Annotated in this window: 14 protein-coding genes and 1 pseudogene; 4 read left to right on the top strand and 11 right to left on the bottom strand. The window is 39.0% G+C overall.

The window, feature by feature from the left end; all coding sequences use genetic code 11:
• Window positions 1-139: 139 nt before the first annotated feature.
• The 3 genes from ACX27_RS29330 to ACX27_RS35050 form a co-directional block, all read right to left on the bottom strand.
• A complete protein-coding gene (locus ACX27_RS29330) occupies window positions 140-1,327 on the bottom strand; it encodes an iron-containing alcohol dehydrogenase family protein (RefSeq protein ID WP_062297722.1) in 1,188 nt (395 codons plus the stop codon).
• A gap of 577 nt (window positions 1,328-1,904) precedes the next feature.
• On the bottom strand, window positions 1,905-2,426 hold the full coding sequence (locus ACX27_RS29325) for a Ycf51 family protein (RefSeq protein WP_062297720.1): 522 nt from the start codon (window positions 2,424-2,426) through the stop codon (window positions 1,905-1,907).
• 49 nt (window positions 2,427-2,475) lie between these two features.
• Entirely contained in the window at window positions 2,476-2,607 is a 132-nt protein-coding gene (locus tag ACX27_RS35050) for a hypothetical protein (RefSeq protein ID WP_256364369.1), read from the bottom strand.
• Between the two features lie 1,172 nt (window positions 2,608-3,779).
• Here ACX27_RS35050 and ACX27_RS29320 point away from each other — a divergent pair.
• Both ACX27_RS29320 and ACX27_RS29315 read left to right on the top strand, forming a co-directional pair.
• Complete coding sequence (locus ACX27_RS29320; protein ID WP_062297718.1) at window positions 3,780-4,757, top strand: terpene synthase family protein; 978 nt, start codon at window positions 3,780-3,782, stop codon at window positions 4,755-4,757.
• 10 nt (window positions 4,758-4,767) lie between these two features.
• Window positions 4,768-6,187: pseudogene (locus ACX27_RS29315) on the top strand (cytochrome P450).
• A gap of 23 nt (window positions 6,188-6,210) precedes the next feature.
• Here ACX27_RS29315 and ACX27_RS29310 read toward each other — a convergent pair.
• Both ACX27_RS29310 and ACX27_RS29305 read right to left on the bottom strand, forming a co-directional pair.
• Window positions 6,211-11,874 carry a trifunctional serine/threonine-protein kinase/ATP-binding protein/sensor histidine kinase gene (locus ACX27_RS29310; RefSeq protein ID WP_062297716.1) on the bottom strand — a complete coding sequence of 1,888 codons (5,664 nt, stop codon included), beginning with the start codon at window positions 11,872-11,874 and terminating at the stop codon, window positions 6,211-6,213.
• A 458-nt stretch (window positions 11,875-12,332) separates the two neighbouring features.
• On the bottom strand, window positions 12,333-12,725 hold the full coding sequence (locus ACX27_RS29305; protein WP_062297710.1) for an MAPEG family protein: 393 nt from the start codon (window positions 12,723-12,725) through the stop codon (window positions 12,333-12,335).
• 194 nt (window positions 12,726-12,919) lie between these two features.
• On the opposite strand from ACX27_RS29305, the gene ACX27_RS29300 reads away from it, so the two are divergent.
• Window positions 12,920-13,321 (top strand): nuclease A inhibitor family protein, encoded by a 402-nt coding sequence (locus ACX27_RS29300; protein WP_062297708.1) that lies wholly within the window; start codon window positions 12,920-12,922, stop codon window positions 13,319-13,321.
• Window positions 13,322-13,516: 195 nt separating this feature from the next.
• On the opposite strand, the gene ACX27_RS29295 is transcribed toward ACX27_RS29300, so the two are convergent.
• The 5 genes from ACX27_RS29295 to ACX27_RS31390 all read right to left on the bottom strand — a co-directional run bounded on the left by ACX27_RS29295 (window position 13,517) and on the right by ACX27_RS31390 (window position 21,843).
• Entirely contained in the window at window positions 13,517-14,380 is an 864-nt protein-coding gene (locus ACX27_RS29295; protein WP_062297705.1) for a DNA/RNA non-specific endonuclease, read from the bottom strand.
• 279 nt (window positions 14,381-14,659) lie between these two features.
• A complete protein-coding gene (locus ACX27_RS29290; protein ID WP_062297703.1) occupies window positions 14,660-18,523 on the bottom strand; it encodes an ATP-binding protein in 3,864 nt (1,287 codons plus the stop codon).
• A 236-nt stretch (window positions 18,524-18,759) separates the two neighbouring features.
• Window positions 18,760-19,572 carry a glycoside hydrolase family 31 protein gene (locus ACX27_RS35925; protein WP_418006500.1) on the bottom strand — a complete coding sequence of 271 codons (813 nt, stop codon included), beginning with the start codon at window positions 19,570-19,572 and terminating at the stop codon, window positions 18,760-18,762.
• Entirely contained in the window at window positions 19,488-21,101 is a 1,614-nt protein-coding gene (locus tag ACX27_RS29285) for a glycoside hydrolase family 31 protein (RefSeq protein ID WP_418006498.1), read from the bottom strand. Before ACX27_RS29285 ends, ACX27_RS35925 begins: the two co-directional genes overlap by 85 nt.
• A gap of 574 nt (window positions 21,102-21,675) precedes the next feature.
• A complete protein-coding gene (locus ACX27_RS31390; RefSeq protein ID WP_235526421.1) occupies window positions 21,676-21,843 on the bottom strand; it encodes a helix-turn-helix domain-containing protein in 168 nt (55 codons plus the stop codon).
• 163 nt (window positions 21,844-22,006) lie between these two features.
• Here ACX27_RS31390 and ACX27_RS29280 point away from each other — a divergent pair, with 163 nt between their 5' ends.
• Complete coding sequence (locus ACX27_RS29280; RefSeq protein ID WP_062298641.1) at window positions 22,007-22,243, top strand: hypothetical protein; 237 nt, start codon at window positions 22,007-22,009, stop codon at window positions 22,241-22,243.
• 32 nt (window positions 22,244-22,275) lie between these two features.
• On the opposite strand, the gene ACX27_RS29275 is transcribed toward ACX27_RS29280, so the two are convergent.
• The gene (locus tag ACX27_RS29275) at window positions 22,276-26,136 is read right to left on the bottom strand and encodes a hydantoinase B/oxoprolinase family protein (protein WP_062297702.1); all 3,861 of its coding nucleotides are present in this window, start codon (window positions 26,134-26,136) and stop codon (window positions 22,276-22,278) included.
• Between the last annotated feature and the right edge of the window lie 54 nt (window positions 26,137-26,190).

Below are 26,190 nucleotides of genomic sequence, written 5' to 3'. Positions count from 1 at the left end.
TGATTTGTGTGTAAAATTTCTCTCATACATCTTCAGTTGGCGGCTGTGGATAAATTTGAGAAATTCATAAGTGAGCAAAATCTGACTTTGGCTAATCTTGGCAAAAACATCGGGTGTTATTTTGCCAGCCAGAAATTTTTTACCCCTCAATTGGCTGATCAATTGCCTTTACTGCTACCCGACTGCTTGATTCTCGGCTGTCTGTGGGTGCAGTAGTCGAAACCATCGCGGCCATCAGCTGTTCTAGTCCTACCTTGAAAGGTAAGCGGTGAATATCCGAATTTGGTACTAGGGAAATTTCGGCTGCGGTTTTTAACTCACTTAATTTAATGTTGCCTAATCCCAGATCATCTAATTTTTGGGGCAAGCCAATCTCTGCATAAAACTTTAACAACTGTTGCCTAGCAGTCGTGGCTAACTGATTACCCAAAATCATTTCTTCTAAACGCAGTTGCACTAAAATGCCAAATGCGACTTTTTCGCCGTGGATGCTGCTGTGTCCGGCAATGTGAGTTAAGCCGTTGTGTACAGCATGGGCGGCAACGGTGCGACACTGCGCCCCACCCAATCCGCCGATGACTCCGGCTAGTAAAACGGTTGCATCAACAACTTCTTGCCAAACTTCACTGCCTGGTTTTTCTAAGGCTGCGGCTGATTTTTGGAATAAGATATCGCGTAAAACTCTGGCCTGTTGGACTGCGGCAATAATTAAAGTCTGCTGTAAATGTCCGCTACTCACCGAGGCTTCGTACCATTTAGCGATCGCATCCCCAATGCCAGCTACTAATGTATATTGTGGTGCTGTGGCAATCAAATCATAGTCCAGAATTAATAAATCAGGACAGCGAGACAGCGCCACATCATACAAAAAAGCCCCCGCCTCAGAATACACATTGGAGAGGGCTGTCCAAGCTGCACAAGTAGCGGCGGAAGTCGGAATTGTCACCACTGGTAACTGCAACTGATAAGCAACTAGTTTTGCCGTATCTAATGCTTTACCGCCACCAACACCAATAATCATGTCGGCTTTGTGTTCTTTCGCTGCCTTGCGTAAAGATTTCAAAGTTGCTTCTGAACAATCTGCACCGTATGAAGCTTGAGCAGTATGCAACTGTTGTTGCTCTAAAATTGGTTGTAAAGTATTTTGAGTCAGGGCTAGAGTTTGATTGCCCGCAACTATTAAAGGACGACTACCTAAAAGGGCAATCTCTGCTGGTGCTGCTGACAATACTCCAGATCCACGGATGACTTTTGCCGGAGCGATCGCCAGTGCCGATAATGAACTAGATGTTTGAGTAGACAACGTAGTAGCTGATTGATGGGGCATATAATAACTAGTTAGGCAAAACCTGAATTTGTATTGATGCTAGTAGGATTACATAATATTTAGAGAAGGCAGTCGCCTATCAACAAAACTCACCATCACTTACGACCAGCACACACTAAACATTTTTCCATTGATGAAATTAGTAAGTAATATCTTAATCTAAAAATAATCTCTATTGTATAGTCAAATACAAAAAAAAAATTGATGTCTCCCGGAACACAAAAACCAGACTTTGCTGTTAGGGAATATACGTATAAGTTAGCAGAAAAATGAAATAATTTAGATAATGTGATCGCCCCACAGTCACCGTTAGGACTTACGTAGTGAGAAGTTTTGGAGGAGGGTGTAGGGATAGGTGAAGGTTTTCAAAAGAGGATATTCACATCTTGCACCTAGCCCCAACGAATGGAATTCACGGCTATACAACCCACATTCTGCACTTCGACAAGTTCAGTGGCTACTTACTCGGACTATCTTGTAACCCGCGCAGGCGGGTTTAGTTTATATAGCCCCAGACTTCAGTCTGAGGGCTATGTGCTGAAAGTGAATGCACTATTCCTTTTTGAGTTGGAAGTCCCTAAGCCGTAGGCTTTGGCAATTGAGCAAATTTATCTGTGTAAATCTCAATTGACATATTCGCATCTTCCCTTGAAGCCAGATTGCGTTTAATTTGACCAAGGTAAAGTGGTACAGAAACTCCAGGTTCAGGATGCACCAAGGTACGAGCGCGAATTGTCAAAGAATTATCGCCTTGTTTACCTAAACGACCATAAGAATATAAATTACTGGCGGCTTGACGCAAGGTTGCTTCTAAAGCTGAAGGGGAAATTTCTGGATTAATGGAAATTACTGTTTGTGTGGAACCATTATCATAAACCAACGTATATTTTTCGGCTCCCGGAATCACTGTGCGACTTAAGGGTACTAAAGATAGAGCAAATAACCCGCTTGTTAGCACCAGCATAAAGCCAGTTGTACCTACCAGCCGAAAGCGAATGCCCCATTTAAAAAGAAAAGCCAGTATTGCTAAGGCCGCAAATACTAATGTAGCAATACCCGACCACTGGGTGTATTGAAGAAAATCAGCTGTTGAGAACATACAGATTGGCTAATTGGGTGTCTTGAGATGATTTACAGACACACCCATTTTACCGATTACTTACACCCCATAACTGATGGAACTCTTTGATGGAGTTGCTATTCACATTAATAGCCTCGTGCTGCAAGATGCGATCGCTATTCCAGCCCATAGCTAAAAGCTGGAAATTGAAACTTTTCATAGTAATCACTTATGAGAACATGCTTATTTGCTTGATATTTATCGTTATATCTTATACTGCTAATAACAATTTCTTTGATATTGACCTTGATCAGCCAATGTCGGCATTTAAAGAAAATCTTTTCTGCTAGATAATAGACTTATTTTATCAAGCTGAAAGAGAAACCCTTCTAAACTGCAACTTTGAGCCATAAAAATTGACCTAGCCCATACTGTAACTGAGTAAATAAGACATTCATAAAAGCTTAGATTTTTCAACTATCTTTTGAGGGATAATAACTAATACTGAATGTATCTTTTTTTGCAAGTAATAATTGTAACTTTGTGTATTTCTTTACTTTTTCATCTACTATAAGTAAGAAAAATATATAAATATTAAGATATTTCATAATTTTTTGATATTTTTTAAGTAAGTGTTATCTGTCTCAATCAGTAATATGTCAGAGATTTATGACAATATCGTAATAATACTGGAAAAATAAGTGATTTAAAATGCTAGTATTGCTTGTATAAAGATAAAATTTTTATAAAAAGAATAAATTTAATCAATTTCTTAAAGCAATTTATTAAATTAATTTAGAAATACTTATATTAATCTAGTGTTTTATTTTACATTGTATTAAAAATATATAGTTTAACTTAACTAATTACACAAAATTACTGTTATCTTTTATTTGAAAGTATTAAAAAATAATGAAACAGGTTAAGTCTTGAGTTTAAAACTTCGTTAAACAAAGTCTCAAGAGATTTTTAATATAGTGGCATAGACAAACAAAAAAAAGTTTTATACTGCATAAAACGCAGGATAAAAATCAAGGTGCTGTTCATTAAAGTTTCGACAATACTTTAGCAAATCTAATTAATTGGTGAGTTTCTTTTAGTAGCTATTGCTGAATATTTAGCTACTTATCGCTCATCGCTTAAAGCTGGCTCTGTGTGAGACTATTTTCGTATACGCAGATATCAAATATTTCTCTGCAAAATTAACATGTATTTTTGCAGCTATTTTATTATAACTGCAAAGTAAATTAAGCATCAATATAGAGTTAAATATTTGGTTTCTATCTGCATAATTTAGTTGCTGCAAGTATTGTCAGTGCAAGTGTCAATCTCCGAATTAGCCACTATCTAAAACTTCAGTAATTTAGAATTTATTACAATTACAGAGGACTTATGGAAAAGTTGGTTTTTCCCGATTTATACTGCCCATTTCCTTTTCAAATTAATAAATATGTCGATGTCTTAGAGGATTATTCTTTTGAATGGGTACAGCAATTCAATCTATTAACAAATCCAACAGAATATCAGCATTTCTCTAAAGCAAAATTTTTCTTGTTAGCTTCATATACATATCCTTATTGCCAATTTGAAGAACTAAAAATTGCTAATGATTGGATGAGTTGGTTGTTTGTTTTAGATGACCAATGTGATAATTCTCATTTAGGTCAACAGCCTGAACTACTAAAGGGTTTACATAGGAGATTTTTAGAAATCTTGTATGGAGCGGAAACTAATCAACAGGATATACCTCTGAGTAAAGCTTTAAGTAATCTGAGACAGAGAATGCTCCAAATAGGAGATACAAAAAGTTTCAATTACTTTGTAATATCTGTGAAGAAATACTTTGATGGTTGCATGTTAGAAGCAATTAACCGTGCCAGTCAAACTATACCTAATCTTGACAATTATGAAATGATACATTTATTAAGTTCAGCAGTTGATATTAGTATTGATCTCGGCGAATTTTGCAACCATCATTTAGTAAGTGATTTTGTCAGAAATCATGAAATTATCAATAGACTAAGATTGATGACTAATAAAATTATATGTTGGTGTAATGATATATTTTCAGTACCAAAAGAAATAGCTAATGGCGATGTTCATAACTCGATTATAGTGCTGCATTATCAACATAGAATACCTTTGAATCAAGCAGTTTCAATTGTTGCAGATATGCACAATCAAGAGTTGAAGTCATTCCTGGATTTACAAGCGACCATTCCATATTTCAAGAAAGAAATTAATGATGAAGTTAGCAAATATTTATCAGGACTACATACCTGGATACGCGGCAACTTTGACTGGTCTTGTCATTCTGGTCGTTATCAAACAGGAAACATAAAAAATCAAATACCAATACAAGTTGGCTAGGAGAAATTATATGTCGCTACCTAATACTTTAAAAACGCCTGCTCTTCTGCAAAAACTCCAGTGGGCAGCGAACCCAGTCAAATATTTTGAAAGTGCAGCCCAACAGCATCCTGATATTTTTACAGCCGAGATAGTTGGTTTTGGAGAAACTGTAGTTTTCGTCAATCATCCCCAGGCAATACAGGAAATTTTTACCAATGATGCGTCTGGAACTATACAAAGTGTGGGACGGAAGAAGTTTGCAGCTCTTGGTGAAAAAAACAGAATTCTACAACCCTTGTTAGGGAACTATTCACTCCTTATGCTTAGTGGCGATCGCCACAAACGACGGCGACAGATTGCTATGCCCCCCTTTCACGGAGAACGGATGCGAGCTTATGGCTCTTTGATGTCTAAGCTGACGGAAAACATCTATAGTCAGTTACCACTGAATGAACCTTTCTCTGCTCGCTTTGTTATGCAGGAAATTTCCTTGCAAATTATGTTGCAGGCCGTATTTGGTTTATATGAAGGAGAACGTTGCCAAAAACTCAAGCGTCTATTAATGTCGCTGATGGATAATTTTATATCTCCAGTAACTTCTGGCTTTTTGTTGTTTTCCTTCTTACAAAAAAATTTAGGAAGTTGGAGTCCTTGGGGTCGATTTTTGTCTCAAAGACAGCAAATTGATGAACTAATCTACGCTGAAATTGCTGAACGTCGAGAAAAAAAACAATCTTGAGCGTATCGATATCCTCTCATTATTGATGTCAGCTAAAGATGAGATGGGCAACTCAATGACCGATGAAGAGTTACGAGATGAATTGATGACTTTAATACTAGCTGGGTATGAAACTACAGCTACAACAATGGCTTGGGCTCTGTACTGGATACATCGTCAACCGGAAGTCTATCAAAAGCTGCTTAAAGAAATTGATACTTTGGGTGATCATCCAGACTCAATGGAAATTTTCAGACTTCCTTATCTAAGTGCTGTCTGTAATGAAACTTTGCGGATTCATCCTTCCGTGATGGTGACAATGCCTAGGGTGGTTCAAGAACCTGTTGAATTGTTGGGATATGCCTTAGAGCCTGGTACTGTGCTTCTTACTAGCGTTTATTTAACTCATCATCGCCAAGACTTATACCCCCAACCTCAGCAGTTTAAGCCAGAACGTTTTTTAGAACGTCAATTTTCTCCTTATGAATTTATCCCTTTTGGCGGTGGTGCCCGTAGTTGTATTGGTCAAGCTTTGGGTATGTTTGAAATGAAGTTAGTATTGGCAACACTGCTTTCAAACTACCAACTGACTTTGGCGGAAAAGACACCAGAAAAACTCCAGCGTCGAGGTTTTACCCTTGCTCCAGCTAATGGAGTCAAGATGATAATTCAAGGGCGGCGTATGCGTCCAAGCTCTCTAGTATCTAAAGTAACTACACCAGCCCGTTAATACCAACATCTCATACCCTGGGATTACTGCTTGATTGGTATTTCAATCGCAAATTCAGTTCCTTTACCGGGGGTAGAATCGCAAATTAACTGACCCTTGTGCTTGTCTACAATCACCTGATAACTAATAGATAAACCCAACCCTGTACCACTCCCAACAGGTTTTGTAGTAAAAAATGGGTCAAAGATTTTCTTCTTAACTGCTTCAGGCATTCCACAACCATTATCAGCAATACGAACTTGCAAAGTATTTGGGTCTTTTAGAGCAGTACAAATATGAATTTGGGGTCTATGAATATTAGCCCTTGACTCATTCAAAGCATCAATCGCATTACTCAAAATATTCATAAATACCTGATTCAGTTGACCAGCATAACAACTGATTTCAGGTATTTTCGCATATTCTTTAATTACTTCTATTTCCAAAGTCTCACTTTTTGCTTTGAGTCTGTGCTGTAAAATCATCAAGGTGTTATCAATACCTTCATGAATATCAACAGTCTTCATTTCTGACTCATCCAAGCGTGAGAAGTTACGCAAACCTAAAACTATATTCCGAATCCGAGAACTGCCCACTTCCATAGAATCGAGAATTTTCAGCAAATCTTCAGACAAGAACTCTACATCAATTTCTGCAAATTTTGTGGTTAATAAATCGGAAGGATGAGAACATTCTTGCTGATAAATAGCCAGTAATTCTAGCAAATCTTTGACATATTCACTAGCATGAGCAATATTGCCATGAATAAAGTTAATTGGGTTATTAATTTCATGAGCAATTCCCGCCACCATTTGACCCAATGAAGACATTTTTTCGCTTTGAATTAACTGGGTTTGTGTGCGTTGTAATTCTTGCAATGCTTCCTGTAGATGTTGATTTTTATTGTGTAGCTCTTGGGTTCTAGCTTCTACTTTTACTTCTAAGCTATGGTTATATTCCTCTAAGTTTTGATTTGCCTGAGCAAGATTATTGTAGAGCATAGCATTTTCTAAGGAAATAGCCGCTTGAGTAGTCAGCAGTTTTAAAACTTCAACTCGATCGTGGGTAAATGCTCCTGTAGTTAGACTATTTTCCAGGTAAAGAATGCCCAGCAATTTACCTTGGTTTATAATTGGAATACACAAAAGACTTTTAGGCTGCTTACTGATAATGTAGCGGTCTTCCGCTAAGAAATCAACAGTCTTCGCATCATCAACTACAAACACTTCTTTAATGCGGTTAACGTATTTAATCAAAGTAATTGGAATATCATTACTAGACTCCGCATAAATTGATGGTAATTGTGTAGAAATAGATGCAAAATTTTCACTAGAACTGAGAGCCACAATCCTTAATTCTGAGTTATTATTTGCACTTAAAATCAAAGCAGATTTAGATGCTCCGGCATTTTCCATCACAACTTGCATTAATTTAGACAGCAATTGATCCATCTCAATTTCTCCAGAGAGTGTTTGAGAAGCTTTGATCACAGAAGCTAAGTCTAGTGATTCCGAAACACTTGTTTTAGAACCAATGAAGGTTGGATAGGTATTTTGATTTGATAGAGATTGATAAGTAGAAATAGTGATTCTTTCAGCTACTTGAAAACTCAGTTTTTCTTGCTGAAGTATGGGCATAAGTAATTGAGGATAGCGTGTTGCCAAATCATCTACTTTTGCCTTTGCTCCCCAACGAACATAGCAATAATAAGCATCAGTGAGATAGGTTTGAGCGATTTTCTCTTTGCCCCATTCTAAATAGAATCTAGCTGCTAGTTCATTAGCCAGAGCTTCTTCATTGATGTACTCGTTTTCTTTAGCAAGAGAAATAGCGCGATCATAAGATTCGATAGCTTCGAGATATTTACCTGTAACACGATATTTTTCTGCCTCAACCAAATAAAATTTATGCAGATAATTCATCGAGGCATGATCTGACCAACGCTTTATTTTTTCTTGATTATTTTCGACTCTATCAAGAATATTCTGTTTCTCAGAATGAGAAGCATTATGATAAATGGCTAGTCTGGACAGAGAATCATAAAAACGAAAAAATGGAATAATTAATTGTCCTGTACCACTATGGAGATAATTTTCTGCTAAATTTGCATTTGCAATTGCTTGGGTGAAATCTTGAAATAAATAATTTAGATATAGCTTATTGATGTAAAAATCAATGAGTCCAATTCCATCATTATTTTCAAGATGAACAGGTAGTGTTTGTATTTCATTATATGCTTCTCCAATTAATATAGTGGGATCATCGTCTGCTCCTAACAAATTTAAAACAGTTTGCCTATAAATTTCATTCCAATAAAATACTGTTTGTTGTTTGATTTGTTTGATAACATTGCTATAATTTCTAATTTCTCTTTCAAGTCCTATTAGTTCTTTACCAATTAAATAGGAAGAAAAAGAATAAGCATGAATAGAATAAGCTGCAAATTCTAAATCTCCTGTTTCCATCGCCACAGTATAACTTTCTAATAAAGATGTTAAAACATTTCTAGCATGTTCTTTCCAATGTCGAATAGCGGTGTTAAATGTTAGTAAAGTCTTAGGATTAACTTCTTTAGAATTAAACTTAGTCAGTAGACTTAATGCTAGTTTGCCAAACTCATAGCCAGACTCAATGTCTTCCAGAACACCACAAAGAATCAAACCATATATGACGTATGCACAGGAAGATAAAGAAGTGTTACCAAATTTGAGTGATAAATTGATTTCTGCCGCCGCAAACAGTAAGTAAAGTTCTGGAACAGCTTGATATACAAAACCCGCAGCACTAACTAAGATACGCATAGCTGCCATAGCTTGGTTATCCATCATTTCTGGTAATTTCGATAAGTCTTCAATGCGTCTACCAGCTAAATTTACAGATAATTCTGCTATAGCTAATTGCACATCAGATTGACTCGGATTTTGCGGAAATTCGACACCCAATTTTTGCAAAACAGTGAGCGCCGTGTTAACAGCTTCTAATGCTTTATTTTGTGCGCCGTAAGCTTGAATTTTGACTTCATAGACTTTTACTTGCTCTAGAAGAGTTTTAGCTTGTGCTAATACAACATCAATTAATTGCTCCATCTGCTCAAATTCACCAGCTAGGTATGCTGCTTCTGCTGCTGTTTCATACAAAGTTAACGAAAGTTCATATTGTGTTTGCCAGCTATCAGATGATAGGAGGGTGATTCCAGTTGTTAAATACTTAATTGCTGCTGTATAAGCTGTTGAGGTTAAAGCTTTACGTCCAGCCAAAAAATTCATTTGTGCTAGTTCATCACGCTGTTCCTTCTCGGTAATGAGTTCTAATGCAACATTAAATTGATTGACAATCTGAAAAATCTTATCCTCACGCTCTGCTACTGGAATGCTATTGAAGAGTAACAAGCCAATTTTTAAATGAGTTTCCTGCTTCTGACTTTCCGAAATTAAAGAATAAGCAGCTTGTTGTACCCTATCATGAATAAATTTGTATTTCGGAACTGCAAAACTATTGTTGAAAAATTCTGGAGAGTTAGAAGCTGAAGTATTACCTTCTAATTTATAATCATTTTGAAACAATTTATAAACATCAGTTTGAGGTAAAATGATTCCTTCATGTAAGGCTATCCATATATCTGAAGCTGTATCTACTACAGATTTTTCATTGACGATCGCCAGAGTTTTTAAGTCAAACTCATGTCCAATACAAGCAGCCATCTTTAATACATTCTGTGTCAATTTTGGCAATTTTTCTATTTGCAGTGCCATAAAATCGACAACATCATCAGTCAGAACTAATGCTTGTATTGCTGCCAAATCATACTGCCAGTAACCTAAATCAAAGTTAAATTTAATTATGCCATCTTGATGCAGTGACTTCAAAAATTGAGTCGTAAAGAAGGGATTACCTTTGGTTTTAGCAAACACCATTTGACCCAAATTCATAGACATTGCTTGAGGGCAATGTAAAGTATCGCTAATCAAGGTATTTAAGTGAATTTGATGGAGAGGAGCTAGGGTAATTTGATTAATTTTTGCTCCTGCTTTTTCAAGCTGTTGCAATGTTAAGCAAAATGGATGTGCTGGATAAACTTCGTTATCACGATATGCACCAATTAATAAAAAATTTCCTTCTGTTTGGGTAATTTTTTGGTCAGTCTCATCTTCCCAAACTTCACCCTCAAATACAGGGTTCCACAAGTTATTTGTGAGTTCAGGTGTAACTAAATTAGGCTCTTTATTGCTTGTTGAAATTTGACTCATTAAGAGTTGTATCAACTTCAAAGAAGCTGAGTCTGCCCATTGTAAATCATCCAAAAAAATTACTAAAGGATGCTCTTTAGTACTGAATACCTGGATAAACCTTTGAAACAACAAATTAAATCGATTCTGAGCAGCAGTTCCAGAAAGTTCTGTAACGGCTGGCTGTTTATCAATAATTTGTTCTAGAGCCGGAATTACATCGATAATTACTTGGGCTTGTTCACCCAATGCTGAGAGAATTTTGTCTTTCCATTGGCGAATTTGAATATCAGTTTCTACTAAGATTTGTCCTATCAAATCTTGAAAAGCCTGGACTAATGCTGATAAGGGAACATCTCGTTGGAATTGATCAAATTTACCTTTGATAAAATAACTACGTTGTCTGGCAATTGGTTTGTGTACTTCATTGACTACGGCGGTTTTTCCAATTCCAGAAAAACCAGCGACGAGAATCATTTCTGTTGTACCTTTAGCAACTCGCTCAAAAGCTGCAAGTAAGGTAGCAACTTCTTTCTCACGACCATAGAGTTTTTCGGGGATGAGAAATCGGTCAGAAACATCTTTAGTTGCTAACTCAAAGGTAGCTATGTTACCGCTTTTTTGCCATTGCTGATAGCAAAGTTCCAAGTCATACCTGAGTCCGTACGCACTTTGATAGCGATCTTCAGCATTTTTAGCCATTAATTTGTTGACAATGGCTGATAAAATTGGCGGATGATTAGGATTAATTTGATGTACGGTTGGTGGTTGTTTAGCAATATGCGCGTGAACTAACTCCATCGGTTCAGTGTTGTTGAAGGGTAACTGTCCGGTGAGGAGTTCAAAAAAGGTGACACCTAAAGAGTAAAAATCACTGCGGTAATCAATACCACGATTCATTCTACCTGTTTGCTCAGGAGATATATACGCTAGTGTTCCTTCTAAGACGTTGGGATTTGTCAGATATTGAACTTCTCTTGGTAGGAGGGTAGCAATACTGAAGTCGATAATTTTGATTTCTAAAGTATGAGGATTAATCAGTATATTTGCGGGTTTGATATCTTTATGAATAATCCGATGACGATGTAAACTTTCTAAAATAGATGCGATCGCAATAGCAATAGGAAAAAATTCTTGTAGTGTAATCCCAGATTCTTGTACAGCTTTATTATGTCTGCCCCAATCTTTGAGCGATAGGCCGCCAAAGTCCTCCATGATTAAGGCATAGCGATTGCGATAGTTCTCTAAACAAAGATGTTTGACTATTCCTGGTAAATTGAGATCCTTAGTAATTGTATATTGATTCCGAAATTGAGCAATTTCACTGAAGGTAGGATATTCATTTCGGATTAGTTTAATTACTACTGCTTGTTGGTTTTGTTCTTGAATTCCTCGATAAACTAGGGTTTTGCTACCACAATAGATTTGTTCTAAAATTCGATAGCCAGTCAAAGAGAACACTTTGTCAGATAAAGCTAACATCGCAGTTATAGTCTAAATATTTTAACTGCGCTTAGTATTCCCTTAAATTTACCTTATTTAACATCAAAGTATAATTTTAACAAATATACTGATACTTACCTCTTTCCATGAGTATAGGTTTCATCTAACTGGAGTATGAAAATATTGATCAAGTATGAGCCTGTGTAAAGCTTTAGAGAAATACCTTAACAAAAAGAGACTTTGCTGAATCTAGTACCTGATTTTCTTTGAAGGCAGAAACTAAAACTATTTGATAAATTGAGGGCAAATTGTAAACAGGCTATCATATCAATTTTCTCCAGTATTAATATTTGATTTTGGCAAAAATTAAGTATCTTTAAGGTGAGCATTCACTAATATATTTCAGGTTTATCGATATTTTTACTGAAAATGCCCACCCTACTTTATAGTTTAGAAATTCAATCGGCTGATTACACAAATTCAAACTCTACAGTAGTTTATGACTTCACCAAAGCGAGAATGATGCCAATTAGCGAACCTAGAAGCAGCACCATTCCACTCACCGTAGTAATGGCAAAACCAATCATTCTTTTTTCTGCGGCCTGATAGTATCCCCAAGCATAGACAATGCGACCTATGAGCCAAATAGCACCAATTACTGCCCCCCACAATGGGTTGATGTAAATAGAAAACAACCATAAGCCTGGGAGAAATAAAATAGTTTGTTCTAGAGTATTTTGCTGAACCCTTAGTACTCTTTCAAAGTTGGGGTCGCCTGTCATTTGGGGAGGCATAACTTTATATTTTGCTCTAGCTCGACCAACGTTAATTGTGATAACGGAGTACAGCACTAGTGTTAAAGCAGTGATCAGACTAGTCCAAGGTGACATATTTAAATCCTCGTTGATTATCAACAAAGTATAATTCTTACGTATGCTTTAGGGACAGTCGCCAGGAAACTCAATATTCTGACAGAAAAATTGAGCGATCGCCCCAGTTCTTAGAATAGTGTTAAAATTTGAGAAAATTTTTCTAAATATGTTCTAATTCTTAAGGTTTAATTTATTGTTACTTGCTGAAGTATATGAATAATAATGTTATACAACAGATCCAGCAAACTTCTTATGATTTGCTGATGATGAGTGAGTCAGAATATCCCTTTGAAGTTGTTTTTTGGTCTGGAGAAGGTCAAGAAAGTTTAACTAATCAAAAACTTCTTCAGTTAACAAATCACCCCTTAGAAACACCAATTGAAACAGTAGAATTAGATTATTTTTTTCGTAATTGTGCTGAAGAGCAAGAATGGCATGATGAACTTCAAAAACAAAATGTACAGAAGTTCCAAACGCTGATCAAAACCTTAAAAGATAATCTCACAAATATCAAAGTTTATCGTTTAGGTTCGATAAGTATTGATGTCTATATTATTGGTAAAACTGCTGCTAACGATTTAGCTGGAGTTTCGACAAAAGTTATAGAAACCTGAGTTTAAGGGTTTTGAACAGCAAATAAATTGTTGTAGAGATGTTTTATAAAAAGTCCCTACAACAATAGATAATAAGCTGTGGCACATTTAACTTGCATAAAAAGATAGGGTTTTCTGTCCCAGCCCACAAGACTTTAATCTAATGTCAATATGCAAACTAAATGTTTTTTAGCTTATGAATTGAGTTAACTATGTTTATAAATTGTCAACTTTAGCTTCAATTACGCTCTGGGTAGAAGTAGAAATTTGAGAAAAGAAGTCGTATCCAGTTATTGATTCTAATGTATCAACGCTAATTCTGTAGTTTCTCCAATTCGCAGTTCTCACGCCTTGGGCGTTGGGTATATCAACAGTAATTACTCTTGTGCTAGTGGTTACACCACTAACTCCTGAACCTGGTCTATCCAAAACCAGAATAGTTTTCCAAGTTCTTGCAGGGACAGAGATTCTACCACTATCAATTGTGGTTTTAAAACCGTTTGATCCTGTTCCACCAGTGCCATAACCACCGGAAATAATATAAAGCTCTTTACCTTGACTGACCAAAGTTCTACAGTAATCTTCTAGATTTGACCATATACCTTGATTATTATCAGGTGCTTGGGGAATGAAATTTGTCATCAAGAAGGTACTAGAGTTACTGGTAGTGGAGTTGGTTCTATCGGCGGAAGGAGTCATGTGTCCTCTATCAAAGCCGCTACCTGAGTAACTAGTTGCTTGGACTTGATAGCAACCCGCAGGTATGTTGGGGTCTGCACGAAAATTATCTTGGCGAGGTGTACTGCCTAACCATGATGAGTTTAACTGCCAACTTACCCAATTTGGTATTCCTTTGGAACAGTTATAAGAAAGTGCATAGGTACGTGTGGATGAACCTCCGTTAAGTAACAGGTAGTTATTTAGATTACTAGTGCCAGCACCACTGGGGTTGCCCATTGTTAAATGAACGCTGACTGAGCTTTGAGCAGTAAGTGGCTTTTGGGAGCTATTAAAGATAGCGAAAAATACTGCTGGTAAGGCAATAGGTAGAAGAAGTTTGGCAAATTTAGACTTTTTCATTTGTGCTTATTTGTTTAGGCAGAGCAAAATGATTCCTGTAGGCAATACAGAAATAAAAGAAAAGTTAGCGAATGAAATATAAATCCGGTTTAATAAGGAGAGATGAAAAAACCGTAAACCGGACATTAATCTTTGGTAATGATTAGTGCTAAATATAAGTACAATTTCTGAGAAGTAATTTCCGCAAGAGTAGATTGCAAAAAGAATTAAGTCCCACTAATCGGCCTCCTGCCTCCTGCCTTTTAACTTCTGCCTTCTTCTAGGAAATGAGGGGAAGTGTCAAGTTCTACCTACTAAGCTGGCGACTACTGTAGCTAATTCAGCTGGTTCGATGGGTTTAGGTAGATGTAGTTGAAAACCTGCTTGAATAACACGCATTCGGTCTTCACCTCTAGCGTAGGCGGTGAGGGCGGCGGCGGGAATTTTACCGCCTTGTTCTGGAGGTTGCGATCGCAATTGGCGAATCAATGAATAGCCATCTTCACCGGGCATACCAATATCACTAACTAATACATCTGGTTGCCACTGAGCAATCATTTGTAAAGCTTCTGGGACTGAACTAACGGTTTTAACTTGGGCTTGACATTGTTGCAGTACTGTGGATATGTACTCCCTGGTGTCGGCTTCGTCATCTACAACCAGGACGCGCACATCAGCTAGGGAGGGAGACGCAGGTAAAACATCAGTATGAGCTTCAGTTAAGCTAACTGGTGCAGATATAGTTTCTTTGTTGGGTAGTAGTAAGGGTAATTTGACTGTAAAGGTTGTACCTTGTCCTTCTCCGGGGCTATCGACAGTGATAGTACCACCATGTAACTCTACTAAGTGACGCACAATTGCTAAACCTAACCCTAAACCACCGTGCGCCCTGGTGCTGGAACTGTCCGCTTGACGGAAGCGGTCGAATACGTAAGGTAGAAATTCGCTGTTAATCCCTATACCTGTATCAATGATTTTAATTTGGGCGTAACTGATAGATTCGGAATGATGAGTAACACTTCTGGCAAGTTGAATTTCAACTTTGCCGCCTTGGGGTGTAAATTTAATAGCATTTGATAGCAAATTCCAGATAATTTGTTGTAAGCGATCGCTATCACCTGAAATTAAAAATTGTGATTTTTCATGATTTGCCTGGAAAAATTGCAACTCGATTTCTTTGGCTTGGGCTGCTAAAGTGACAGTTTCAATTGTGGATTCAATAATAGTGATTAAATTACAGGTAGCGACTTTTAGCCGTAACTTACCGCGAATCATCCGTGAGATATCGAGTAAGTCTTCAATCATTTGGGTTTGCATCCTCGCATTCCGTTCTATGGTTTCTAGCGCCTTACTAATTTGAGTTTCGTTGAGTTTGCGGCTGCGTAATAATTGCGCCCAGCCGAGAATTGCATTGAGGGGCGATCGCAATTCGTGGGAAAGTATTGCTAAAAACTCATCTTTCATCCGGTTAGCTTGTTGCAACTGCTCGGTTTGCTGCTGCAAGGAAGTAATTAAACTTGCACGTTCCATTGCGATCGCAATTTGATCGCAAATCGCCTGCATTACACTTCTTTGATTTTCGCTGAAGAAATTACGACTACAACTGCCAAAAGAAAGAGTCCCAAACAACTTACCTTGAGCGATTAAGGGGTAACTGAAGTAAGCCTTAACACCGAAAGAACGAATTAATGCTGTTTTAGGGTCAGTTGATTGCTCGACATTTTCGACGTAAATTGATTGACGATATTGGGCAACTGTACCACAGACTGCTTGACCAAATTCTAAAAACTCAATTTCTTTGGCGATTTCTGCTGTCACGCCTCCATAGGAAGCGAGACGCATTATTTGCGAATTATCCTCAATCAAAAAGTTGAAGTAAACATCTAAACTAATTTGTTCTTGGAGGTGAGAGAAAACACTGTCAATGAGTGCTACTGGTTGCTGGCTAGATAATAAGGCGCTGGCGGTACTAAATAGTAATTGCAGCCTTTGATTACCTATTGATAATGCTTTTTCAGCTTGCTTGAGTTTAGTAATATCTTGGAATACGAAAATGCAGGTAGCTGGATAACCGTGCATTGCTGGCAATGTATCTGCAAAAATTAATAAAGAATATGTGCCTGTGTTGGTATGCCAGTCTACTTCTATACCATCTAACCGTTCCCCACGGGCAACACGTACCCCTGGCATTTGCTCATTGGGGATGCGATCGCCTGTGACATCTGTATAATAATATGCTGTGTGATATTCCTCAGCTGGTATGCCTTGGGGAAATTCACCGCCTGCTAACTCATTGGCTGCGCGATTAGCAAATGTCACCTTTGCGCTTTCTGGTTCAATTAACAGCAATGGTCTAGGCATAAGATTTAACACATCTTCCAGCCATTGGCGCTGCTTTTGCTGTAATTCTTCGGCTTGCTTGCGACTGGTAATATCTAAGAATGCCCCAATACAACCTCTGCTGTTACCTTCTTCGTCAAACAATGGTGCAACATATTCTAATAAGTTGGTGACTCGGCCATTGTCATGAATCACATCTACTTCAAAGTCCAAAACTTCTACACCATGCGCGGCTGCATACTGCATTGGTAGTTCTTCTGGCAATAATTCTCGACCTTCGCAGTAAACTTTAAATGTGTTCGGTCGTTCTTCGGTAGGTGCAGTAAGAGACGCATTCACATCTTTTGAGATACCCAGTTGCTTGGCGAAACAAGGGTTAACGCGAATATTTCTGCATTCACGATCTTCCGCAATACCAATTCCTATAGGAATCACATCCAATAAGGTTTGCAACTCGACAACTCGCCTCTGTAAGTCTCGATTGAGTTGGACAATTGTTTCTTGTGCTTGTTGGCGTTCGGTTAAGTCCAGGATAAAGGCTACAGATTCTTCCCGTTGTTCTCCTACTAGAACATAACCAACTAACACTGGTATGTGGCTACCATCTTTGCGAATATATGCTTTTTTATATGGTGTACAAGCGCCATTGATATTTGTTTTAGCTTCGGCGATCGCTTGTGCATCTAAATCCAGATATTCTAGTGGTGTAATCTTATCCCGCTTTAATTGGCCTGCGAGTAAATCTGCGCTGGTATAACCAACCATTCTGAGAAATTCATCATTAGCTTGGTGAATATTGCCATAAATATCACCCAACACAATCCCAATGATGTTCGCATCTACGAAACTTTTGAGTTTTTCTTCATAGCCTCTGAGTGCTGTTTGTGTGTGTTCATGCTTGTACCACAGCTTTTCTACTAAAGCGGCACATTGCCAAATTAACAAAGCAAAAATAACAATCAAAATTAGTGCAAATACTGCTATGGCAAAAGCTGGTTGATAATGTCCGGCTCGTTGCCCTTGAACAATTAACCAGCCTAATAATAAAGGTACAGCGATCGCAGCTATTAATAAACGACGCGCCAGTAAACCGCCATAACTTTTACTGGTAATGACGCGCATAAATCCTTTTTCAGTACTTGACCAGAGAATTCCTATACACAGCACACTAAATATAAATACTGTGTGTAATGCCATTGGTGTGCCGTTAGGAAAGAAAATATAGAGAATTTTGATATTGTAAGTGTAACCAATCAGTGCTTCTAAGGAAATTACGCCACCTATGAGAGTCAGAATTTGACTATACCAATAGTGGCGATCGCTTTTTGGATGGATCAAAATTTCTAAAGCACAGCCCAAACATAAAAAGTTACTGGCGGTGTTAATTCCCATCCGTCCTGGATAAGATGACAAAACAAAATTTTGTGTATCTCGAAACAGCAGTTGATCAATGCCAAAATTCCAGCCAAACAAATATTGAATGATTGTGAGTAAGCCAAGAAATATGGGGATGAAACAAAACACTCTCACCAGCCATAAATAAATTTGCTGTTTTCGCTTGACTGGTTGACTTAAATAAACATCAGTCTGCTTATTGTTGTTGATTTGTAACAGCCACAACGACACACCTAATAAGATAAAACATAATGCTGTGTTCGCTTTCATTACGAACAAGCCGGGGTTGTTGCCCGTTTTGAAAAATTCAATGTCGAACATCCACCCAAGCATGACAAAACTACCAGCAAGGAAGGCGATCGCTGCTGCAACCTTGACTACCATTGAATTCTGTACATCTTGCATCTGCAAGCGGTTGCTGTTTAACATTGATATTTTTTTTTACCGCATATATAACTAGGCTAACTTGCTAAGATTTTAGTGTTTTGCGCGTTTACATCTTGTATTATTGTTCGACTCAGATATGATGATAAATTAACAATTTTTCACTTATATATAATAAAACTCTTATTTGATTTTGGCGAAGCTAGAAGAAACTCTGATTGCTGCTTGGTTTTTTTCCTGTCTCTACAAGTAATTACAGCATAAAATCCGATTCTAGCTAATTAAAATGACAAGCTTCGTTGTTGACCATCATCTAAAAATTGCTGCTGGCCTACGCCTACAAGTTCTACAATAATTTGTCGCTGTCCTGGTGTCCATTTGCCCTCGCTTGTACTTATATTGACTATTGTTTGATTTATATTTGTAACTACAGTAATATTTCTGAGAGAAAAATTTTGATGGCGATACTCAAATGTTTGTCCATCATCTTCATAAAAATTATATTCACCATTACCAGGCCAAACCCGCAAGCGGAGTTCATCAGAAGGAAATTCATCTACATATTGCATAACCGGCTGCATAGGAATCACCGCACCACCACGCACATAAAGCGGCATTTTTTCTAGTGGTGCATGGGCGAGAATATGAGTCGGGCCTTGATAAGATTCACCACTCCACCAGTCATACCAAATACCTGCGGGTAAATAAACTACGCGATGTTCCACACCAGGGCGATAAATTGGTGCAGCCATGAGTGATGCGCCTAACAGCACTTGATCATAAAGGGTGTAGGTTTTGAGATCGTTGGGAAAATGGTAGAGTAATGGTCTTAAAATTGGTGCGCCTGTAGTGGCTGCTTCCCAAAATAAACTGTAAATGTAAGGCAAAAGCTGGTAACGCAGATTAATATATTCTCTACAAATATTTTCGGTGCGATCGCCAAATACCCAAGGTTCATGGCGTGCTGTAGACATAGCTGAGTGACCACGCATCAAGGGGTACAGCATTCCTACCTGCATCCAACGGGCAAACATTTCCGCCGTTGCGTTTCCTGCAAATCCGCCAATATCGCCAACCCAACCAAACCCCACCACCCGCAACGTCCCATACTGCACAGCATCGGTAAGGACATTTCTAAATGTTCCCACAAAGAATGGTTGTCGCCCATCCACACCGCAGACCAACGCTGCACACCAGCGTAACCAGAACGAGTTAACACAAAAGAACGCTCTTGTTGACGATGCTGTTGCAACCCTTCAAAACAGGCTTTTGCCATCATCAACCCATACAAATTATGCACTTCAGTGTGATTTGTATTCTCCCCTTCTCCCCCTTGCGGCGCATCCAAGGGAAACCAAATCTTCTCCCCACCATCTCCAAAGGGACGACTATCAATCGCAGGTTCATTCATATCATTCCAAATTCCTGCTACACCAATATCTGTCAGGCTTTTGTGTAGATTCCCCCACCAATGACGCACATCAGCACGCATAAAGTCTGGAAATACAGCTTTTTCTGGCCAAACATAACCGTGAAACAAAGTTCCATCAACTTTCCGTACAAAATAATCGTGGGCTAATCCTTGGTCAAAAACGTGATAATCTGCTTCTGGCTCATACTTAACCCCAGGGTCGATAATTGTGACTGTTTTAAAGCCATCTATTGCTAAGTCTCCAATTAATTGTGCTGGGTTAGAAAAGCGCGTAGGACTCCAAGTAAACACCCGGTAACCCCGCATATAGTCGATATCCAAATGAATTACATCACAAGGTATGCGCCGTTGGCGAAATTCCTGTGCTAATTCTCGCACCACATTTTCAGAATCATAACTCCAACGACATTGGTGATATCCTAAAGCCCATTTGGGCGGCAAAGACATTCTTCCTGTTAACTGAGTATAAGTGCGAAGAATTTCCGCAGGTTCAGGGCCATAGATAATGTAATAGTCCAACTCACCGCCGCGAGTTTCCATTTTCCACACACCGGGTTGGGCTGCACCGATATCAAATTGACTCCAGAAGGTAGTATTGAAAAAAATGCCATAGCCGACATTGGGACGCAAAGCCATAAAAAATGGAATTGCTTGGTACATTTCATCGGTGAGTGCATCGTAATCTAAAGCATCAGTTGTCCAGTTGGTTTTAACTTGACTGAGTTTATCTAAAAACCCTGTGCGTTCACCAAAACCAAAGAAATGCTCATCGGCTGCAATTTTCTTCCAGCCTGCAACTGCACCTAAACGCCAACCAATTCCTATATCTGCATCTTGGGCAAAAGGTCGATTTTCTAAATCAAAGCAGGTAAGATGGCAATTTTGCTTTTGGATACAGAGGCGAATTTTTGCTGTTGTAATTTCTAAAGTTGTTTCAGTTTCTTTTACTTCAAAAGGTATTTGTTCCCACTCTTCATCATCCATAGTTACTGCCCAAGGGCGACAAGGTAAAAATTCGCCAGTGGGTGTAAAATGCACTCTAACTAGATTGGCTGCAAGTATGCTGATGCTGAGGCATGAATTCCCAGATATCAAATTAATAATATGTTCTTTTTGATTAACTGATTCCACTCTGCCAACTTTTTGCCAAGGTTGGTTAGTAGTGGGGAGTTTTCCAAAATATTGCGGCATGATAATAAAGTTTTTAAATAAAATAAATTCAGCGATTTATCAATCTTAATCTGATTTTGTAAATTAAAAAACAAAAATTTAATTAACAATTTTCAAATAAGCAAACTCATCATTAAATGTATTGATAATTTTACGATCGCATCCCCTATAAAGTAGATTTTTGATATCTATCTTGGTATAGATACTTACTTTAAAAATAAAGTTTATCTTAGTCCAAGAGTAAGTTAATTAGAATGTCAATAAAATTCTAATAAAAGCATAGGTTTGAAGACAAGTTAAGGCTGAGAAAGAAAAGGAAATTTAAAAGTAGAACTTTCTTTTTCTTTCTCCCTTTTGTATTTTTGTAATTTTTTCAAAACTAAGCGATCGCCTGTATTAATCTCTCATCAAAGTTTAGAAAAATATGAAATTTGCCTGTCTTCCTTCGCAGGAGAGAGGACTAATTTATGTCTATTGTGAGATGATGCGATCGCTTGTTTATAAAAAAGCAACTTTCAAATTTCACATAATATCCCAGCAAAATTAACGATCTTCAGCCAACATTGATTTTTTGGCTGCTTGTACTAATTCTTCTTCAGTGCATTGATATAAATCCCGCGAACGAAATAACTTGCCATACTTTCATTTTGGGTGTCGTTCTACCTTTCTCCCAGTTGCGAATTGAAGATAAAGCGCAATCTAATTCAATAGCTACATCACGACTTCTTAATCCTACACGTTGTCTTAATGCTCTTAAATCCATATTTTTGGGCGTTAAAATTTGTTGGCGCTAAAACTTGGCACTAACAATTGACAATTGATAAACGATATGGTATTGAGATTCAATTTTTGTTGAAGAAGCGTTAGTATCCCCGCCAAGAGACTCGCTAACGCCCTTTACTAAACTCCTTATGGATAGATTAATCATGCCACAAAACAGCAATTACAAAGATTTTGTCTCAGAAACTCAGACAAACGCTTACAAAGAACGTTTAAATTCTTGGATTGTTGCGCGGTTATTTCCAGATATGCAACGAGTGACAGTTGCAAGATTTCGCAATCGTTCTGATGCAGATGGTCATGTGCAAAGCTTACGCCAACTCATACCAGATGCTAATTTCGTGGTGGTTTTCGACTGTCCACGACAAAAAGCAGTGATTTAATTTTTACGAGAACTTTTAGATACCCGATTTCTTCAAGAAGTCGGGTATCTAGATTGAAAACTAGGATGATCAGTAAAACCATAACCACCACCACCAGGAGTTTCAATCACAAACGCATCATTAACATTCATTTCCACCACAGCTTTACTACCTAAATCTTCAAAAATTCCATCACACCTTTCAACATAATTTCGTCCGACTTCACCGCTTGCGCCACCACATAAACCAAAAGGCGCAACTATGCGGTGATTTGATAAAATTGCTGCTGTCATTGGTTCGAGAAAACGCAAGCGACGGATGACACCATTACCACCATGATAAAGTCCTTGACCACCGCTATTTTCCCGAATAGCAAAATTTTCTAACACAATCGGGAAGCGCCATTCTAATACTTCGGGATCTGTGAGACGGGAATTAGTCATGTGGGTGTGAACTGCATCCGTCCCATCAAAATTTGCACCCGCACCAGAACCGCCGCAGATAGTTTCATAATATTGATAGCGTTCATTCCCAAAGGTAAAATTATTCATCGTTCCTTGAGAAGCAGCAAGAACACCCAACGCACCATATAAAGCATCGGTAATCCCTTGGGAAGTTTCCACATTTCCCGCCACTACCGCCGCCGGATAAGCCGGATTCAACATACAACCTTCAGGAATGTGAATTTCTAAAGGTTTCAAACATCCAGCATTTAACGGAATATCATCATTAACTAATGTACGAAAAACATATAAAACTGCGGCTTTGCAAACTGCGGCTGGGGCATTAAAGTTATTAGCTAATTGCTGGCTGGAAGTGCCTGTAAAATCAATTTTGGCACTGCGGTTTTCTCTGTTAATTGTAATTGCGACTTGAATCAGACTGCCATCATCTAAAGCATAGCTAAAACTACCATCTTTTAAAACTTCAATCACACGTCTTACAGATTCTTCAGCATTATCTTGGACAAAATTCATGTAAGCTTGGACAGTTTCTAAGCTGTAGTGGTCTACCATTTTTAAAAGTTCTTGCACACCACGTTCATTAGCGGCAATTTGGGCTTTTAAATCAGCCAAGTTTTGGGTAATATTTCGTGCAGGGTAAGGTTCACTAGTGAGCAAACTGACTAATTCAGCTTCGCGGAATTTACCTGCTGCAACTAACTGGAAATTATCAATTAATATGCCTTCTTCAATGACATTTATACTATTTGGCGGCATAGAACCGGGAGTAATACCGCCGATATCTGCATGGTGTCCTCGTGAGGCGACGTAAAAGAGTGGGCGTGGTTCGGCTTCGCTCACCAACCGAGAGTGGGGAAAGACGGGGGTGATAACGGTAATGTCTGGTAGGTGAGTACCACCGTTGTAAGGGTTATTGGAAACAAAAACATCACCAGGTTTGATGGTGTCGCCATAGTTAGCAATTAAAGCTTGCACACTTTCACTCATGGAACCCAAATGAACGGGTATGTGGGGCGCATTGGCGACTAATTGTCCAGCACCATCAAAAATTGCACAGGAAAAATCTAGCCGTTCTTTGATGTTGACAGAGGAACTGGTATTTTGTAACGTTATACCCATTTGTTCAGCGATCGCCCGAAACAAATTATTGAAAATCTCCAGCATCACCGGATCTGGTTTTTGTCCTTTGTCATTTGTCCTTTGTTCTTTGTTTTGTGCAACCCCAACAGTAGACAACACAAGATGATTGCGTGTAGTTAACTCGGCTTGCCAATGGGGTTCAATTACGTTTGTACCCGTCGCCTCGACAATAATGGCTGGCCCTGCGATACAATCTCCTGGCTGTAAATCTTGGCGTTGATACACTGGGGTAGTTTGCCACGCCCCAGCAGTGTACATCTGCACTGTTGCTATTGCTACAAATTTTTTATCATCTCTACGTGTAATTACATTTTCCTCCGGTGCATCATGCTTCTCCACCACCTCAACCGCCACCGCTTCCACAATCAACCGCTTCTCAGCCGCAATAAACCCGTAACGCTGACGATGCAACTCCTCAAACTGACCCTGCATCATCGCCACATCTGCAAAGTCCACAATCAACGCTGCATCCATCCCCTCATATTTGAGATGTACCTTACGATAAACATCTAAAGAGGGTGTAGGGGTATAAGGGTGTAAGGGTGTATCAGTCTCTCCTCCCTCCGCGTCCTCCCGAAGTTTGCTCAACGCAGGGAACCCGCGCACGCAACTTCTCTCAGCGCCTCTGCGGTTCATTTCCCCTACCGCCTCCGCCACCAACCCAACCAACTCTAACTCTACTTCTCCCAACAAACCCTCACTCAAAACGGCTTCCACCGACTTCTCGCGGATTACCCGTACATCTGCCAAACCCATACCATAAGCAGACAACACCCCGGCGTAAGGATGAATAAATACCTGCTTCATCCCCAAAGCGTCGGCAATTAAACAAGCATGTTGCCCACCAGCGCCACCAAAACAACACAAAGTATACTCAGATACATCATAACCACGCTGGAGAGAGATTTTTTTGATGGCGTTAGCCATTTTATCAACTGCGATCGCCAAAAATCCTGTAGCGACTTCTTCCGGTGTTCTGCCATCTCCAATTTCTGCCGCCAATTGCTGAAACTTCTGCCTCACTACCTCTGCATCTAACGGTAAATTCGCACCCGCCCCAAACACCTTGGGGAAAAACTCTGGTTGCAACTTACCTACCATCACATTGCAATCAGTTATCGTCAACGGCCCGCCTTTAGAATATGCTGCCGGGCCAGGATTTGCCCCTGCCGATTCCGGCCCCACCCGATACCGCGAACCATCAAACTGCACAATTGAACCCCCGCCAGCCGCAACGGTATGAATTGCCATCATCGGTGTTCGCAAACGCACCCCTGCCACTTCGGTTTCAAAGGTGCGTTCATACTCGCCGTTGTAGTGCGCCACATCGGTAGATGTACCACCCATATCAAAGCTGATAATCTTCTCAAATCCAGCCATCCGGCTTGTTTGCACTGCCCCAACTATCCCACCAGCCGGGCCGGATAAAATACTGTCTTTGCCTTGGAAGTTCTCTGCATCCGCTAGTCCGCCGTTGGATTGCATGAACATAAGTTTGGGGGAGTAGGAAGAGGAATCGGGGCAGGGGGCAGGGGGCAGGGGGAATGATCCTTGTTGCCTGTTACTTATCTCGCCAGTTTCTTCTTCCCGATTCCCTACTGCCAATTGATGAGAGACTTGATCAACATATCGCCGCAAGATGGGGGATAAATAAGCATCGACAACTGTTGTATCGCCCCGGCTGACTAATTTCATTAAAGGGCTGACTTCGTGAGAGACGGAAATTTGCGTAAATCCAATACTTTTGGCTAAAGTTGCAACTTGTTGTTCATGGCTGGTGTAGCGGTAGCCGTGCATGAACGCGATCGCACAACAGCGAATGCCATCATTGTATGCTGCTTGTAATTGTGGGCGAACTGCATCAATATTTAACGGGATTAATTCTTCACCTTGGGCGCTGTAACGTTCCTCTACTTCAATGACTCTCTCGTAGAGCATTTCTGGCAAAATTATTTGACGGGCAAAAATATCGGGACGGTTTTGATAACCGATGCGTAGGGCATCTCGAAATCCTTGAGTAATAATTAAAACTGTGCGATCGCCTTTTCTTTCTAATAAGGCATTTGTCGCCACAGTGGTTCCCATTTTAATTGCCGCAATGCTTTCTGTCGGGATGGGCGCATCAGCCGCAATACCTAAAATTTCTCGAATTCCTTGGACTGCTGCATCTGGATATTGTTCAGGATTTTCTGAAAGTAGCTTGTGAATTATTAATTGGCCATCAGAGCGTTTTGCCACAATATCGGTGAAAGTTCCGCCTCTATCAATCCAAAACTCCCAACTTGCAGCCGATAATGATGCCCCATTCATTATGTATTCCTTAAAATTTATTTTGCTACTTCTTAGCTATGATTTTTAAGTTAT

Source organism: Nostoc piscinale CENA21 (assembly GCF_001298445.1).
Taxonomy (GTDB): domain Bacteria; phylum Cyanobacteriota; class Cyanobacteriia; order Cyanobacteriales; family Nostocaceae; genus Nostoc_B; species Nostoc_B piscinale_A.
Note: the sequence above shows the minus strand (reverse complement) of the source record. Positions and strands in the feature narration are given on the sequence as shown.